Here is a 13067-nt window from a genome sequence, read left to right as displayed (position 1 = left end):
GAAGAGGACGGCCTGGAGGGGGAGCCGGGGGTGGGGGGTCACGTGATTCTCTTTCACAGCGGGTTCTTCGGGACCGGTTCTTCAGGACTGGCGGCTCACGGCCGGCGCCTCACGACCTCTTCGGGCGTTCTGCCACGAGGACGGGCCGCTCGGGCAGCGACACGCTCACGGCGGTGCCTGCCGCGAGCCCGGCGGCTTCGTGCGCGGGCAGGTCGGCCTTCACCTCGGTGGCGTCCGCCAGCCGGACGGTGATCCGGACGGTCGCGCCGAGGAAGGCGGTGGCGACCACCCGCGCGCCGCCGTCCTCGGTCGCCCGCACCTGGACGGCCTCGGGCCGCACGAGCACGTCCACCTCGCTCGCGGCGGGCACCGGGCCGTCGGCCGGCAGCCGCTGTCCGAGCACCTCGACGCCGCCGTCGGACAGCCGGCCCGGGATCCGGCTCATCGTGCCGACGAACTCGGCGACGAAGGCGGTCGCGGGGCGGCCGTACAACTCGGCCGGAGGCGCGCACTGTTCGAGCCGCCCGACGCGCATCACGGCGACCCGGTCGGCGATCGACAGGGCCTCCTCCTGGTCGTGCGTCACGAACAGGGTGGTGATGCCGAGCTCCTGCTGGAGCCTGCGGATCTCCTCGCGCAGGGTCAGCCGGACCTTGGCGTCGAGGGCCGACAGCGGCTCGTCGAGGAGCAGGACCCGGGGTCGCAGGGCGAGCGCGCGGGCCAGCGCGATCCGCTGCTGCTGACCGCCGGAGAGCTGGTGCGGGAATCGGTCGCCCTTGTCGGCGAGGCCGACCAGCTCCAGCAACTCGGCTGCACGGGACCGGCGTTCGGCCGTCCGCACCTTGCGCATCCGCAGTCCGAAGGCGACGTTGTCGCGGGCGCTCAGGTGCGGGAAGAGACTGTACGACTGGAAGACCATCCCGGCGTCGCGGCGATGGGCCGGGACCCGGGTGACGTCGGCGCCGTCCACCAGCACCTCACCGGAGTCGGGGTGTTCGAAGCCGGCGAGCATGCGCAGCGCGGTGGTCTTGCCGCAGCCGGAGGGCCCGAGCAGCGCCAGGAACTCCCCCGGCCGCACGGTCAGGTCGAGTCCGCCGAGGGCGACCGTGGCGCCGAACTCCCGGCGCAGCCCACGGAATTCGATGGTGGCGGCCTGCGTCGTGGCGGCCTTCTCAAGGGTGGTGGCGGTCATGGTTCATCCCCGGGACGAAGCGGTTCGGGTGCGTCCGCCGGCACCGGCGAGCGCGAGAAGCAGTGCCCAGGTCACGAGGAGACTGAGCACGGAGACGGCGACGGACATCTGAGCCTGCGAGCCGCCGATGCTGAAGATCCACACGGCGAAGGGCCGGAAGCCCAGCAGCTGGGCCACGGTGAACTCGCCGAGGACCAGCGCCAGGGTGAGGAAGGCGGCGTTCAGCAGCGCCCCGCGCAGATTGGGCAGCACGGACCGGATCAGTGCCTGCGGCCAGGAGGCGCCACAGCTGCGGGCGGCCTCGACGAGGGTCCGCACGTCGATCGCGCGGAGCCCGGAGTCCAGGGCCCGGTACACGAAGGGCAGCGCCAGCACGACGTAGGCGAGGACGAGCACGACGGGGAAGTCCGGATCCTGCAGGGCCACGAACGTCTGGAACAGCGGGGTGCGGGACAGGTGCTCGGGTCCCCACTTCAGCACGGTCGCGATCCCCGCGACGTACGCGATCGGCGGCACGACCAGCGGCAGCAGGCACACCACTTCGACGACGGGCCGCAGCCGGGGCGCGCCGAGCCGGAGCGCGACCATGGCGGGGACCATCAGCAGCAGCACGACGGCGATGGTCGCGGCGGCCAGTTGCAGCGACAGCAGCAGGCTGGGGACGAAGCCCTCGGTGGAGACGATCCGCGTGTAGGCGTCGAAGGTGACGCCACGGCCCGGCACGTCGACCGTGAACACCACGGACGCGGCCAGCGGGATCAGAAAGTACAGCGCGGCGAGACCGAGGACGGCCCACCGCCATGGGTTCAGGCGAGCCATCGGGCGCTCCGGCGTTGCAGGGGCAGGTACACGGCCATGACCAGGCCCGCCACCAGGACCATGTCGAGGCTGAGGGCGAGGGCCACGTGCTCCTGGCCGACCAGCACGTTGCCGGAGAGGGCGTCGGCGATCTGCAGGGTGACCAGCGGCACCGAGCTGCCGACCATGGCGGCGGCGGTGGCGTAGGCGGCGAAGGCGCTGCCGAAGAGCAGGACCAGCCCGCCGAGCAGGGACGGCGCGAGGACGGGCAGGGCGACGTGCCGCCAGTACTGCACGGCCGTGGCGCCGTTGTTCCGCGCCGCCTCCCGCCACTGGGAGCGCAGGCCGTCCAGCGCGGGGGTGATGGTGAGCACCATCAGCGGGATCAGGAAGTACAGGTAGACGATCACCAGGCCCCAGAAGCTGTACAGGTCCCAGCCCTTCTCGGTCAGGCCCAGGTGCCGGGTCAGCACACCGGCGTTGCCGAGGGTGGCGACGAAGGCGAACGCCAGCGGGACGCCGCCGAAGTTGGCGAGCACTCCGGAGGCGGTGAGCACGGCCTCGCGCAGCACCCGGGAGCGGGAGGTCACGACCGCCTGCGCGAGCGGCAGTCCGAGCAGGGCCGCGAGCCCGGCGGCGACGGCGGACAGCTTGACGCTGCCGAGCAGGGCGGTCAGGTAGGCGCCGTGCAGGGAGGTCGTCAGGTTGTCCGTGGTGTGGGACTCGGCGCCCGTCGCCGGGTCCTGGACGGTGAACGCGCCGTTCAGCATCGCCAGGGCGGGCAGCCCGAAGGCGAGTGCGGTGAAGGCGAGCAGGGGGACGACGGCGAGCCATCCCGGGGCGCGGCGCCGCCGCTTCACCGAAGCGGCGGGCGCCACGTCCGCCCGCGTGAGGGCGGTGGTCATCCGGAGACGGCCTTCCCCCAGCCCTGCGCGAGGACGTCCTTGGCCTTGCTCTGCTGGGCCTCGGACGGGAAGGCGGGTGTGCCGTCGACCTCCGGCAGCCTGGCGGCGGCGTCCTGGTCGAGGGTGCCGGCCTTCTCCATGGCGGGCATCAGGGCCGGGCGGGCGTAGCCCTTGAGCCACAGGTTCTGGCCCTCGGCGCTGTAGAGGTACTCCTGCCACAGCCGCGCGGCGGCCGGGTGCGGGGCGTCCTTGTTGATGGCCTGGGAGTAGTACTGGGCGTACCGGCCGTCGGCGGGGACGGCCACCTTCCAGTCCACGCCCTTGGACTTGAACTCGTCGGCGTACCCGGCGTTGAGGTAGTCCCAGTCGATGCTGATCGGCGTCTCGCCCTGCTCGACGGTGGCGGGGGTGGACTCGACGGGGGTGAAGTTGCCGTTCTTCTTCAGCTTGGCGAAGAAGTCGATGCCGGGCTGGATGTCGTCGAAGGAGCCGCCGGCGGCGAGGGCGGCCGCGTAGACGCCGCCGAAGGCCGCGCCGGCCTTGGTCGGGTTGCCGTTGAGGGCGACCTGCCCCTTGTACTCCGGCTTGAGCAGGTCCTTGAAGGTGGTCGGGCACTCCTTGACCCGCTTGGCGTCGCAGCCGATGGAGACGTAGCCGCCGTAGTCGTTGTACCAGCGGGCCTGCGGGTCCTTCTGGCCGGCGGGGATGTCGTCGAACGCGGCCACCTCGTACCCGGCGAGCAGGCCCTGCTCGGCGGCGCTGAGTGCGAAGGAGCTGCCGAGGTCCAGTACGTCCGGGGCCCGGTCCTGGCCCTTGCGGGAGGTGACGGCGTTGATCTCGTCCTGGCTGGAGCCGTCCGGGTTCTCGACCTCGATCTTGATGCCGTACTTCTTCTCGAAGCCGTCGATCAGGGCGCCGTAGTTGGCCCAGTCGCGGGGCAGCGCGATGGCGTGCAGCTTGCCCTCCTTCTTGGCCGCCGCGACCAGCGCGTCCATCCCGCCGAAGTCGGCGGCGGAGGTGGCGGTGGCGGCGCTCTTGCCGTCGGCGGTGGCCGACGCCTTGTCGGGGGCGGCGCCGCAGGCGCTCAGGGCGAGCGCGGCGACGACTGCGAGGGAGCCGCCCAGGAGGGCTGTTCTCGGCAAGGACACGGTCACGGTCTCTCCAGGGGTGCGCACGAGGGGTGAGGCAGAGCGGAGAACTTGTCTGAACAAGTTGACCTCAGTACGCCCGTCGATGATGTCCTGAACGTGAACGCTGGCGAAACCTTCAAGGCCCTTCGCCTGCACAGTTCCGTCCGGCCGGATCGACGCTGAAACTCGATTAGGCTGCCAACGCTGTGCACAGCTGTCGACTCAGAGGGGAAGCATGACGGCACGACACGAGGAGATCGCCGACGCCCTGCGGCGTGCCATCGACCGCGAGGAGTACACGGTCGGCAGCCGGCTGCCGACCGAGACGGCCCTGGCCGCCCAGTACGGCGTCGCACGCGGTACGGTCCGCCAGGCCGTCGCGTCCCTCACCGCCGAGGGGCTGATCGGCTCCCGGCAGGGCGCCCGCCGGGTCGTGCTGGCCAGCCGCCGCAGCCAGAGCTTCGCCGAACTGCGCAGCTTCGCCCAGTGGGCACGCGCCATGGGGCGGGACGCGACGGGGCGCGTGGTGGCCCAGGAGTACCGCCCGGCGACCCAGGAGGACGCCGTCCGGCTGCAACTGGACGAGGGCACAGCGGTGTTGCACGTTCTGCGGGTACGCGGACTGGACGGCGAGCCGGTCCTGGTGGAGCGGACCGTGTACGCCGACTGGGTCGCCCCCGCCGTCGAGGCGATCGAGCCCGGCTGCGCGTCCGTCACCCAGCGGCTCTACGAGGACACCGGCCTGGTCTTCGCCTATGGCGAACACCTCATCGACGCGGTCGCGGCGGGCGCCCAGGACGCCGAACTGCTCGGCATCCGCCGCACGAGCCCGCTGCTGCGGGTCCGCCGGGTGACGACGACCCGCGAGGGGCGCCCCGTGGAGTGGTCGGACGACCGCTACCGTCCGGACGCGGTGAGCTTCAGCGTGCACAATTCGATAGGGAACAACGCCCTGGCACGCAAGACGGCCGGCTGAAGGGGGCCTTCATGGATGTCGCCGGAATCACCGCGCTGCCGTACGTCGACGAGCACACGACCGTCGTCGCGGCGGACACCGGCGCCGTGTGGCGCGGGCTCGGCGCCGCGCTGGAGGAAGCGTTCTGCGGTCCCGGCGCGGCCCGTTACGCCCGGCTGGTCGGATGCGCCGACCGTGCGGCGTCCGGACCGCGTCCCCTCGCGGAGGGCTCGGCTCTCCCCGGGTTCCGGGTGGTCGCCGCCGAGACGGGCCGGGAGCTGGTGCTCACCGGACGCCATCGCTTCTCGTCGTACGCGCTGACGTTCCGCCTCGAACCGGCCGGTCCCGGGCGTTCGCGGCTGCGCGCCGAGACCCGGGCCGCCTTCCCCGGACCGGCCGGCCGCCTCTACCGGCGGCTGGTGATCGCCACGGGCGGGCATGCGACGGGCATGCGGCGCCTGCTGTCGGCGGTCGGCCGCCGGTCCGCCTGACGGCGGATCAGCCCGGCGCGCCGGAGGAGAAGCGGCGCAGCAGGGGCGAGAGCACCAGCACGGACTTCGTCCGTTCCACGAACGGCTCGCCGGCGATCCGCTCCAGGACCCGCTCGAAGTGCCGCATGTCGGCGGCGAAGACCTGGACGATCGCGTCCGCCTCACCGGTGACGGTGGAGGCGGACACGACCTCCTGGTAGCGCTCGAGGCCGCGCTGGATCGTCTCCGGCGAGGTGTGGCGCCGGCAGTAGATCTCGACGAACCCCTCGGTCTCCCAGCCGAGTGCCGCCGGGTCGACCCGGACGGTGAAACCGGTGATGGCCCCGGTGGCGCGCAGCCGGTCCACGCGCCGCTTCACGGCGGGCGCGGACAGGCCGACCAGCTGCCCGATGTCCGCGTAGGAGCGGCGGGCGTCCTCGGCGAGGGCGTGCACGATGCGTTCGTCGAGATCGTTCAGCACTGTCGGTGGATCACTTCTCGGACTCGGCGGCTCAGTTCCAGCTGGCGTGCAGCGGCTTGCCCTCGGCGTAGCCTGCCGCGCTCTGAATGCCGACGACGGCCTTGTCGGCGAACTCCTCCAGTGAGCCGGCCCCGGCGTAGGTGCACGAGGAGCGGACGCCCGCGATGATCGAGTCGATCAGGTCCTCGACGCCCGGCATGGCCGGGTCGAGGAACATCCGGGAGGTCGAGATGCCCTCCTCGAACAGCGCCTTGCGGGCGCGGTCGTACGCGGACTCCTCGGAGGTGCGGTTGCGCACCGCGCGCGCGGAGGCCATGCCGAACGACTCCTTGTAGGGGCGGCCGTTGGCGTCGTGCTGGAGGTCGCCGGGCGACTCGTAGGTGCCCGCGAACCAGGAGCCGATCATCACGTTGGACGCGCCGGCCGCGAGTGCCATCGCCACGTCGCGCGGGTGGCGGACACCGCCGTCGGCCCACACGTGCTTGCCGTACTTCTTCGCCTCGGCCGCGCACTCCAGGACCGCGGAGAACTGCGGGCGGCCCACGCCGGTCATCATGCGGGTGGTGCACATGGCGCCCGGTCCCACACCGACCTTGACGATGTCGGCGCCCGCCTCGATGAGGTCCTTGACGCCCTCGGCGGAGACGATGTTGCCGGCGACGACCGGCACCCGCGGGTCGAGGTCCCGCACCAGCTTGACGGCGTTGATCATCGACTCCTGGTGGCCGTGCGCGGTGTCGATGACGAGGGTGTCGACGCCCGCGTCGAGCAGCTGCTCGGCCTTGCCGGCCACGTCGCCGTTGATGCCCACGGCGGCGGCGATGCGCAGCTTGCCCCGGGCGTCGGTGGCCGGGGTGTACAGCGTGGCGCGCAGGGCGCCCTTGCGGGTGAGGATGCCGGCGAGCCTGCCGTCCTTGTCCACGGCGGGCGCGTAGCGGCGGTTGGCCGCGTCCAGGGTGTTGAAGGCCTCGCGCGGGTCGATGTCCGCGTCCAGCAGGAGCAGATCCTTGCTCATGACCACTTCGAGCTGGGTGAAGCGGTCGACACCGGTCAGGTCCCGGTCGGTGACCACGCCGACCGGCCGGTGCTGCTCGTCGACGACCACGCCGGCGTTGTGCGCGCGCTTGGGCAGCAGGGCCAGGGCGTCGGCGACGGTCTGGTGCGGGGCGAGCACGATCGGGGTGTCCAGGACCAGATGGCGGCTCTTGACCCAGGAGATCACGTCGGTGACGACGTCGTTCGGGATGTCCTGCGGAATGACCACCAGTCCGCCGCGGCGGGCCACGGTCTCGGCCATGCGGCGCCCGGCGATGGCGGTCATGTTGGCGACGACGAGCGGGATGGTGGTGCCCGTGCCGTCCGGGGAGCCGAGGTCCACGCCCTGACGCGAACCGACCGCGCTGCGGCTCGGCACCATGAAGACGTCGTCGTACGTCAGGTCGTACGCGGGCTGGATGTCATTGAGGAAACGCACGTGCCGCACATCCCAGTCGATCAGAGGTGACCCCCGGACAGGTCCGTCAGGGGGAAAGAGCACGTACTTCATTCTCCCATGGCGCGGGCCGTGCCATGCCCGGACGGAACGTCCAGACCGACCGCCCGCCCCCTAGGAGGAACCTCCAAGCGCGAGGGCGACGTCCAGGGCCGGCCGGCCGGCCACCGAGGCGGCGAAGACCTCCTCGGCGATCTCCCACTCCTCCGGCCTGGCCTGCGCGTACGCCTGCCAGCCCCGTACCACGATCAGCATCCCGCGCTCCACGGCCTCCGCCGGCCAGAGGGTCTCGTCGCCGAGGCTGTCGGCCAGCGCGTCCCAGTTCCGTCCGAACCAGCCGGGCAGTTCGAGGGCACGGGCGGCGCGGTCCATCAGCCCCGCCTTGTCCGTGACACCGTCGAGGTCCAGCGTGACCACGACCCGGCCCGCCAGGTCTCCGCTCATCTCAGCACCGCCCGGAACGTGTTGTAGTGATCATCCGTGTAGTAGAACTCCCCGCCCCGGCCGGCGACGATGCGCCTGGCCCCGCGGTCGCGCGACCCCGGGGTCCGCACCGTGTACTCGTGGTAGTAGCCGCGCGGCTCCTTGGGCAGCCGTCCCTCGAAATTGCCGAACACGGTGTTGTCCTGCCGGTAGGGGTAGGGGCCGCCCTTGTCGACGAGGGCCAGGGTCTGCCGGGCCTCGGCCGGCAGCCGGGACTGGCTGATCGTGGCCATCCCGTGGGCCCACGACGGGGCTGAGGGGTCGGAACCGCCCGGCCCGGAGGGCGAGCAGCCCGTCAGAAGGACGGCGAGCGTGACGAGGAGCCCCGCGAGCACACGGGGGACGAACCGCAGCAGCATGGCGTCGATGCTCCCACGGCCGTCCCGCGCGGACTCGTCAGGGGCCGTCCGGGTCCGCCCTGTTGAGAGCCGGCCTGGGGGCGGGCCCCGCCGTCATCAGGTAGTCCGCGGCCGAGGTGTCCGTGACCAGGCTGGTGACCAGGCCGGACCGCAGCACCGCGTCGATCGCCGCCGCCTTGCGCTGCCCGCCCGCGATCGCGACGACCTCGGGGATGCGGCGCAGCTGGTCGGCCTTGACCGTGATGCACCGCTCCCCCAGGTCCCGTCCGATCCGGCGGCCCTCGGCGTCGAACAGGTGCGCGGCCATCTCGGCGGCGACGCCGAGCGAGGCGTAGTGGGCCCGCTCCTCGTCGCTGAGCATGTCGTGCACCGTCGAGATGCCCGGTTCCCAGGAACCGATGGACACGCAGGCGACCGTGACCTTGTCGAAGTACTCGAAGGCGCGCGCGATCCCGGTCTGGTGCCGCAGCGCCGCAGCGGTGGCCGCGTCCGGCAGCAGCATCGGCGCGTAGATGGGGTGGGCGTCGCCCCCCGAGACCTGGGCGGCGCGGCGCACGGCCTCCACCGAGCCGCGCTCGGAGGTCCCGGCGTCGTACACCCCCGTCAGCTGCACCACCGTGCAGGGTGGCAGCCGGTTCAGGGCCGCCGCCATGTGGATGGTGGAGCGACCCCAGGCCAGACCCAGCACGTCTCCCTCGTCGACGAGCTCGCCGAGCAGATCGGCGGCTACTTCGCCGAGGTTCTCGGGGTCGGGCGTCTCCTCTGCCTCGGCCGGGGACTCGACCACGACGGCGTGCCTGAGGCCGTAGCGGGCGCGGAGCGCGTCGGAGCGCTCGGCGTCCAGCTCGGCCGGCACGCGGATCTCGATGCGCACGAGATCCCGTTCGAGAGCGGTCTCCAGGACCCGGGCCACCTTGAAGCGGCTGACGCCGAACTCCTCGGCGATCTGGATCTTCGATTTGCCCTCGAGGTAGAAACGGCGGGCCATGGCCGCCGCCTGCACCAGCTCAGCGGGTCCCATCCGCATGGCTGACCGGCCCGCCGACATACCCGACACGGCGATCTCCTCACTGCTGTTCACATTCTGGATTCACCGTTCATCCTTGCAGATCCGGCGCGCTTGATCAGCCCTGCTGGGGAGCCGTTCACTTAGCCGTTGTTCAGTGGCCGCACGCCCAGGACGCCTTGGTGGTGGCCGTTTCCGCCTGACCGCGCAGGGCTCGCACCGCTTCGGCGGGGTCCTGCGCGCCGTAGACCGCCGAGCCGGCGACGAACACGTCCGCGCCCGCCTCCGCGCACCGCTCGATCGTCGAGGCGGACACCCCTCCGTCGACCTGGAGCCACAGCTGGAGGCCGTGCTTGCCGATCAGCTCCCGGGTGCGGCGGATCTTGGGCAGCATGATGTCGAGGAAGGCCTGGCCGCCGAAGCCCGGCTCCACCGTCATGATCAGGAGCATGTCGAGCTCGGGGAGCAGGTCCTCGTACGGCTCGATGGGGGTGGCGGGCTTGAGGGCCATCGAGGCCCGGGCGCCCTTGGCGCGGATCTCGCGGGCCAGCCGGACGGGGGCGGCGGCCGCCTCGACGTGGAAGGTCACGGAGGAGGCACCCGCCTCGACGTACTGCGGCGCCCAGCGGTCGGGCTGCTCGATCATCAGGTGGCAGTCCAGCGGGGTGTCCGTCGCCCGGGCCAGGGACTCCACGACGGGCACGCCGAGCGTGAGGTTCGGGACGAAGTGGTTGTCCATGACGTCGACGTGGAGCCAGTCGGCCCCTTCGACCGCCTTCGCCTCCTCGGCGAGACGCGCGAAGTCGGCGGACAGGATGCTGGGGTTGATCTGCACGGCCATGACCCAAGCGTGCCATGCCCGGGCCCGCCGGCTCCCCCCGGCACCCGGCTGGAGGCCTGGTACCGGGGGAAGCCGGCGGTCATGGCGCGCGGGCGGGGCCGCCGTGTGCGGGTGCGGGCGGGGCCGCACCCGCCGGCCCGCTCCACGGACGCTTCGCGGGACGGCGCGGGCCGGACCCGGGAAGGGGCCGGTCAGCCGGTGCGGCGGATCAGGGCCAGGTACATCGCGTCGGTCCCGTGCAGATGCGGCCACAGCTGTACGTCGGGGCCGTCGCCGAGGATCCCGACGCCAGGCAGCAGCGGGCGGGCGTCGATCAGTTCGGCCTCGGGGAACTGCTTGAGCACGTCGGAGACCACGGCGCGGGTCTCGGCGAGGTGGGGGGAGCAGGTCGCGTAGCCGACCACGCCGCCGACGCGCACCGACTCCAGGGCCGTGCGCAGCAGGCCGCGCTGGAGCGGGGCGAAGCCGTCCAGGTCCTCCGGACGGCGCCGCCACCGGGCCTCGGGGCGCCTGCGCAGGGCGCCGAGCCCGGTGCAGGGGACGTCGACGAGGACACGGTCGAAGCTGCCCGGCCGCCAGGGGGGACGCGTGCCGTCGGCGGCGATCACCTGGTACGGACCGGGGTTGCCGGCCAGCGCCTTCGCCACCAGCCCGGCGCGGTGGGGCTGCTTCTCGGAGGCGAGCAGGACGGCTCCGCGCTCGGCGGCGAGCGCGGCCAGCAGGGCCGCCTTGCCGCCGGGGCCCGCGCATCCGTCGAGCCACTTCCGGTCGGGGCCGTCGAGGGGCGCGTTCGCCAGGGCGAGCGCGACGAGCTGGCTGCCCTCGTCCTGGACGCCGGCCCGGCCCTCCCGTACGGCGTCCACGGCGCCCGGTTCGCCGCCCTCGGTCAGCCGTACGGCGTACGGCGACCAGCGGCCCGGCACCGCGGCCTCCTCGCGCAGCAGCTCCTCGGTGCCGGCCCGTCCGGGCCGGGCGACCAGGGTCACCTCCGGCCGCTCGTTGTCGGCCTCCAGCAGGTCCTCGATCCCGGCGCGCCCGCCGCCGAGGGAGTCCCACAGGGCGGAGACGACCCAGCGGGGGTGGGAGTGGACGACGGCGAGGTGGTCCTCGGGGTCCTCGTCGTAGGGCGGGGCGACCTTCTCCAGCCATCCGTCGAGGTCGTTCTGCGCGACCTTGCGCAGCACGGCGTTGACGAACTTGGCCCGCCCGTCGCCGAGGACGACCCGGGCGAGCTCGACGGTGGCGGACACGGCGGCGTGGCTGGGGATGCGCGTCCCGAGCAGCTGGTGGGCGCCGAGGGTCAGCACGTCCAGGACGGCCGGGTCGACCTCCCGCAGCGGGCGGTCGACACAGTCCGCGAGGATCGCGTCGTACGTTCCCTGGCGGCGCAGCGTTCCGTACACCAGCTCGGTGGCGAGCGCCGCGTCCCGGCCGTCGAAGTCGCCCTTCTCGCGTGCCTTGCGCAGCAGCGGGGGCAGGACCAGGTTGGCGTAGGCGTCCCGCTCGTCCACGGCGCGCAGCGCCTCGAAGGCGAGGATGCGGACGGGGTCCTTCTGGGGTCGGCGGTAGGGCTTGGCGGGCTTGCGGGGCCGACGGGTGTCGCTCACGAAAAAGGTGCTCCGGTTGTCTGGGTGCGCCGCGCTCGTACGCGCGGTGCACCCAGCCTACGTCCAGGTCCGGGCCGCCCGGTCAGCCGCCGAGCGTCTCGCCCTCGGCGATGCGCGCTCCGCGCGCCCAGTCCGCCGCCCGCATCGGCTTCTTGCCCTGCGCCTGCACCCACAGCAGCTCGACGGCGTACGAACCGGTGCCGACGTGGACGTCGTTCTTGCCGACGGCGAGCGCGCCCGGCGCGAGGTCGGTGCGCTGCGGCGCCGGGGCGGCCTGGATCAGCTTGAGCCGCTCACCGCGGAACGTGGTCCAGGCGCCGGGCGCCGGGGTGCAGCCGCGTACCACGCGGTCCACGCGCAGGGCGGGCGCCGTCCAGTCGACCCGGGCGTCCTCGACGGTGATCTTGGGGGCGAGGGTGACGCCCTCGGCCGGCTGCGGCACGGCCGCCAGGGTGCCGTCCTCGATGCCGTCCATGGTCGCGGCGAGCAGTCCGGCCCCGGCGAGGGCGAGCCGGGTGAGCAGGTCGCCGCTGGTGTCGGTGGGCCGGATCCGCTCGGTGACGGTGCCGTAGACCGGGCCGGAGTCGAGCCCTTCCTCGATGAGGAAGGTGGACGCGCCGGTGATCTCGTCCCCGGCCATGAGGGAGTGCTGCGCGGGGGCGGCGCCGCGCCAGGCGGGCAGCAGGGAGAAGTGCAGGTTGACCCAGCCGCGGGCGGGGATGTCGAGGGCCGCCCTGGGCAGCAGGGCACCGTAGGCGACGACCGGGCAGCAGTCCGGGGCGATCTCCTTCAGCCGCTCCAGGAACTCCGGGTCGCGCGGCTTGAGGGGCTTGAGCACCTCGATCCCGGCCTCCTCCGCCCGCTCGGCGACCGGGCTCGCGACCAGCCTGCGCCCGCGCCCGGCCGGCGCGTCGGGCCGGGTGACGACGGCGGCCACCTCGTGCCGCCCGGAGGCGAGCAGGGCGTCCAGAGCGGGAACGGCGACCTCGGGGGTACCGGCGAAGACGAGCTTCATGGGGTGGCTTGGGCCTCTCGGGCGGGTTGGACGGCGGGCAGCGCACCAGTCTATGACCACGGGCGAAAAGCCGTGGCTGACGGGCGCGACGAGGCCGCGGGCGTCGGGCCGGGCGGCAGATGACGGGGCCGGGCAACACAGGTGACAGGGCCAAGTGACTGGTGACTGGGCAGCAAGTGACGGAGAGGGCGACGAGCGGCACGCCGGGCAGCGAGCCATGGAGCCGGAGGCGGCAGGCAGCAGGCGGCAGGCAGCAGGCCACGGAGCGGGGGCGGCACGCGGCACGCGGCAGGCAGCAGGCAGCAGGCAGCAGGCAGCAGGCAGCAGGCCACG

General features: G+C 73.0%; 14 protein-coding genes. 2 read left to right on the top strand and 12 right to left on the bottom strand.

Annotated elements, in window-relative coordinates:
• Window positions 1-109: 109 nt before the first annotated feature.
• From ACWC91_RS07065 to ACWC91_RS07050, 4 genes are read right to left on the bottom strand one after another with little or no spacing between them, the layout of a single operon-like run.
• Complete coding sequence (locus ACWC91_RS07065) at window positions 110-1192, bottom strand: ABC transporter ATP-binding protein (RefSeq protein ID WP_450641955.1); 1083 nt, start codon at window positions 1190-1192, stop codon at window positions 110-112.
• 3 nt (window positions 1193-1195) lie between these two features.
• The gene (locus ACWC91_RS07060; protein ID WP_141362828.1) at window positions 1196-2011 is read right to left on the bottom strand and encodes an ABC transporter permease; all 816 of its coding nucleotides are present in this window, start codon (window positions 2009-2011) and stop codon (window positions 1196-1198) included.
• Window positions 1999-2895 carry an ABC transporter permease gene (locus ACWC91_RS07055; RefSeq protein ID WP_225076271.1) on the bottom strand — a complete coding sequence of 299 codons (897 nt, stop codon included), beginning with the start codon at window positions 2893-2895 and terminating at the stop codon, window positions 1999-2001. Before ACWC91_RS07055 ends, ACWC91_RS07060 begins: the two co-directional genes overlap by 13 nt.
• Window positions 2892-4049, bottom strand: coding sequence for an ABC transporter substrate-binding protein (locus tag ACWC91_RS07050; protein ID WP_225076270.1), 1158 nt, complete (start codon window positions 4047-4049; stop codon window positions 2892-2894). Before ACWC91_RS07050 ends, ACWC91_RS07055 begins: the two co-directional genes overlap by 4 nt.
• Window positions 4050-4260: 211 nt before the next feature.
• Here ACWC91_RS07050 and ACWC91_RS07045 point away from each other — a divergent pair, with 211 nt between their 5' ends.
• Together ACWC91_RS07045 and ACWC91_RS07040 are read left to right on the top strand one after the other, a co-directional pair.
• Window positions 4261-5001: a GntR family transcriptional regulator gene (locus tag ACWC91_RS07045; protein WP_281156464.1), complete on the top strand. Its 741-nt coding sequence runs from the start codon at window positions 4261-4263 to the stop codon at window positions 4999-5001.
• Between the two features lie 11 nt (window positions 5002-5012).
• Window positions 5013-5471, top strand: coding sequence for a hypothetical protein (locus ACWC91_RS07040; RefSeq protein WP_225076268.1), 459 nt, complete (start codon window positions 5013-5015; stop codon window positions 5469-5471).
• A gap of 7 nt (window positions 5472-5478) precedes the next feature.
• On the opposite strand, the gene ACWC91_RS07035 is transcribed toward ACWC91_RS07040, so the two are convergent.
• The 8 genes from ACWC91_RS07035 to fmt all read right to left on the bottom strand — a co-directional run bounded on the left by ACWC91_RS07035 (window position 5479) and on the right by fmt (window position 12734).
• Window positions 5479-5931 carry an Lrp/AsnC family transcriptional regulator gene (locus tag ACWC91_RS07035; RefSeq protein ID WP_141362818.1) on the bottom strand — a complete coding sequence of 151 codons (453 nt, stop codon included), beginning with the start codon at window positions 5929-5931 and terminating at the stop codon, window positions 5479-5481.
• 31 nt (window positions 5932-5962) lie between these two features.
• On the bottom strand, window positions 5963-7405 hold the full coding sequence (locus ACWC91_RS07030) for a GuaB1 family IMP dehydrogenase-related protein (protein WP_225076267.1): 1443 nt from the start codon (window positions 7403-7405) through the stop codon (window positions 5963-5965).
• Between the two features lie 132 nt (window positions 7406-7537).
• On the bottom strand, window positions 7538-7867 hold the full coding sequence (locus tag ACWC91_RS07025; protein ID WP_225076266.1) for a barstar family protein: 330 nt from the start codon (window positions 7865-7867) through the stop codon (window positions 7538-7540).
• Complete coding sequence (locus ACWC91_RS07020; protein ID WP_388476598.1) at window positions 7864-8265, bottom strand: ribonuclease domain-containing protein; 402 nt, start codon at window positions 8263-8265, stop codon at window positions 7864-7866. The genes ACWC91_RS07025 and ACWC91_RS07020 overlap by 4 nt, the downstream gene beginning before the upstream one ends.
• 37 nt (window positions 8266-8302) lie before the next feature.
• Complete coding sequence (locus ACWC91_RS07015) at window positions 8303-9346, bottom strand: sugar-binding transcriptional regulator (RefSeq protein WP_225076264.1); 1044 nt, start codon at window positions 9344-9346, stop codon at window positions 8303-8305.
• A 79-nt stretch (window positions 9347-9425) separates the two neighbouring features.
• Complete coding sequence (gene rpe, locus ACWC91_RS07010; RefSeq protein ID WP_281156462.1) at window positions 9426-10112, bottom strand: ribulose-phosphate 3-epimerase; 687 nt, start codon at window positions 10110-10112, stop codon at window positions 9426-9428.
• A gap of 191 nt (window positions 10113-10303) precedes the next feature.
• Window positions 10304-11719: an RsmB/NOP family class I SAM-dependent RNA methyltransferase gene (locus tag ACWC91_RS07005; protein WP_225076262.1), complete on the bottom strand. Its 1416-nt coding sequence runs from the start codon at window positions 11717-11719 to the stop codon at window positions 10304-10306.
• Window positions 11720-11801: 82 nt separating this feature from the next.
• Window positions 11802-12734: a methionyl-tRNA formyltransferase gene (gene fmt / locus ACWC91_RS07000; RefSeq protein ID WP_376503677.1), complete on the bottom strand. Its 933-nt coding sequence runs from the start codon at window positions 12732-12734 to the stop codon at window positions 11802-11804.
• Window positions 12735-13067 lie beyond the last annotated feature (333 nt).

The organism is Streptomyces sp. NPDC001204 (assembly GCF_053598035.1).
Note: the sequence above shows the minus strand (reverse complement) of the source record. Positions and strands in the feature narration are given on the sequence as shown.

Excerpts from the sequence above, each read along its gene's own strand:
- ACWC91_RS07065 (WP_450641955.1), bottom strand. The coding sequence starts at position 1,192 with ATGACCGCCACCACCCTTGAGAAGGCCGCCACGACGCAGGCCGCCACC.
- ACWC91_RS07060 (WP_141362828.1), bottom strand. The coding sequence starts at position 2,011 with ATGGCTCGCCTGAACCCATGGCGGTGGGCCGTCCTCGGTCTCGCCGCG.
- ACWC91_RS07055 (WP_225076271.1), bottom strand. The coding sequence starts at position 2,895 with ATGACCACCGCCCTCACGCGGGCGGACGTGGCGCCCGCCGCTTCGGTG.
- ACWC91_RS07045 (WP_281156464.1), top strand. The coding sequence starts at position 4,261 with ATGACGGCACGACACGAGGAGATCGCCGACGCCCTGCGGCGTGCCATC.
- ACWC91_RS07040 (WP_225076268.1), top strand. The coding sequence starts at position 5,013 with ATGGATGTCGCCGGAATCACCGCGCTGCCGTACGTCGACGAGCACACG.
- ACWC91_RS07025 (WP_225076266.1), bottom strand. The coding sequence starts at position 7,867 with ATGAGCGGAGACCTGGCGGGCCGGGTCGTGGTCACGCTGGACCTCGAC.
- ACWC91_RS07020 (WP_388476598.1), bottom strand. The coding sequence starts at position 8,265 with ATGCTGCTGCGGTTCGTCCCCCGTGTGCTCGCGGGGCTCCTCGTCACG.
- rpe (WP_281156462.1), bottom strand. The coding sequence starts at position 10,112 with ATGGCCGTGCAGATCAACCCCAGCATCCTGTCCGCCGACTTCGCGCGT.
- fmt (WP_376503677.1), bottom strand. The coding sequence starts at position 12,734 with ATGAAGCTCGTCTTCGCCGGTACCCCCGAGGTCGCCGTTCCCGCTCTG.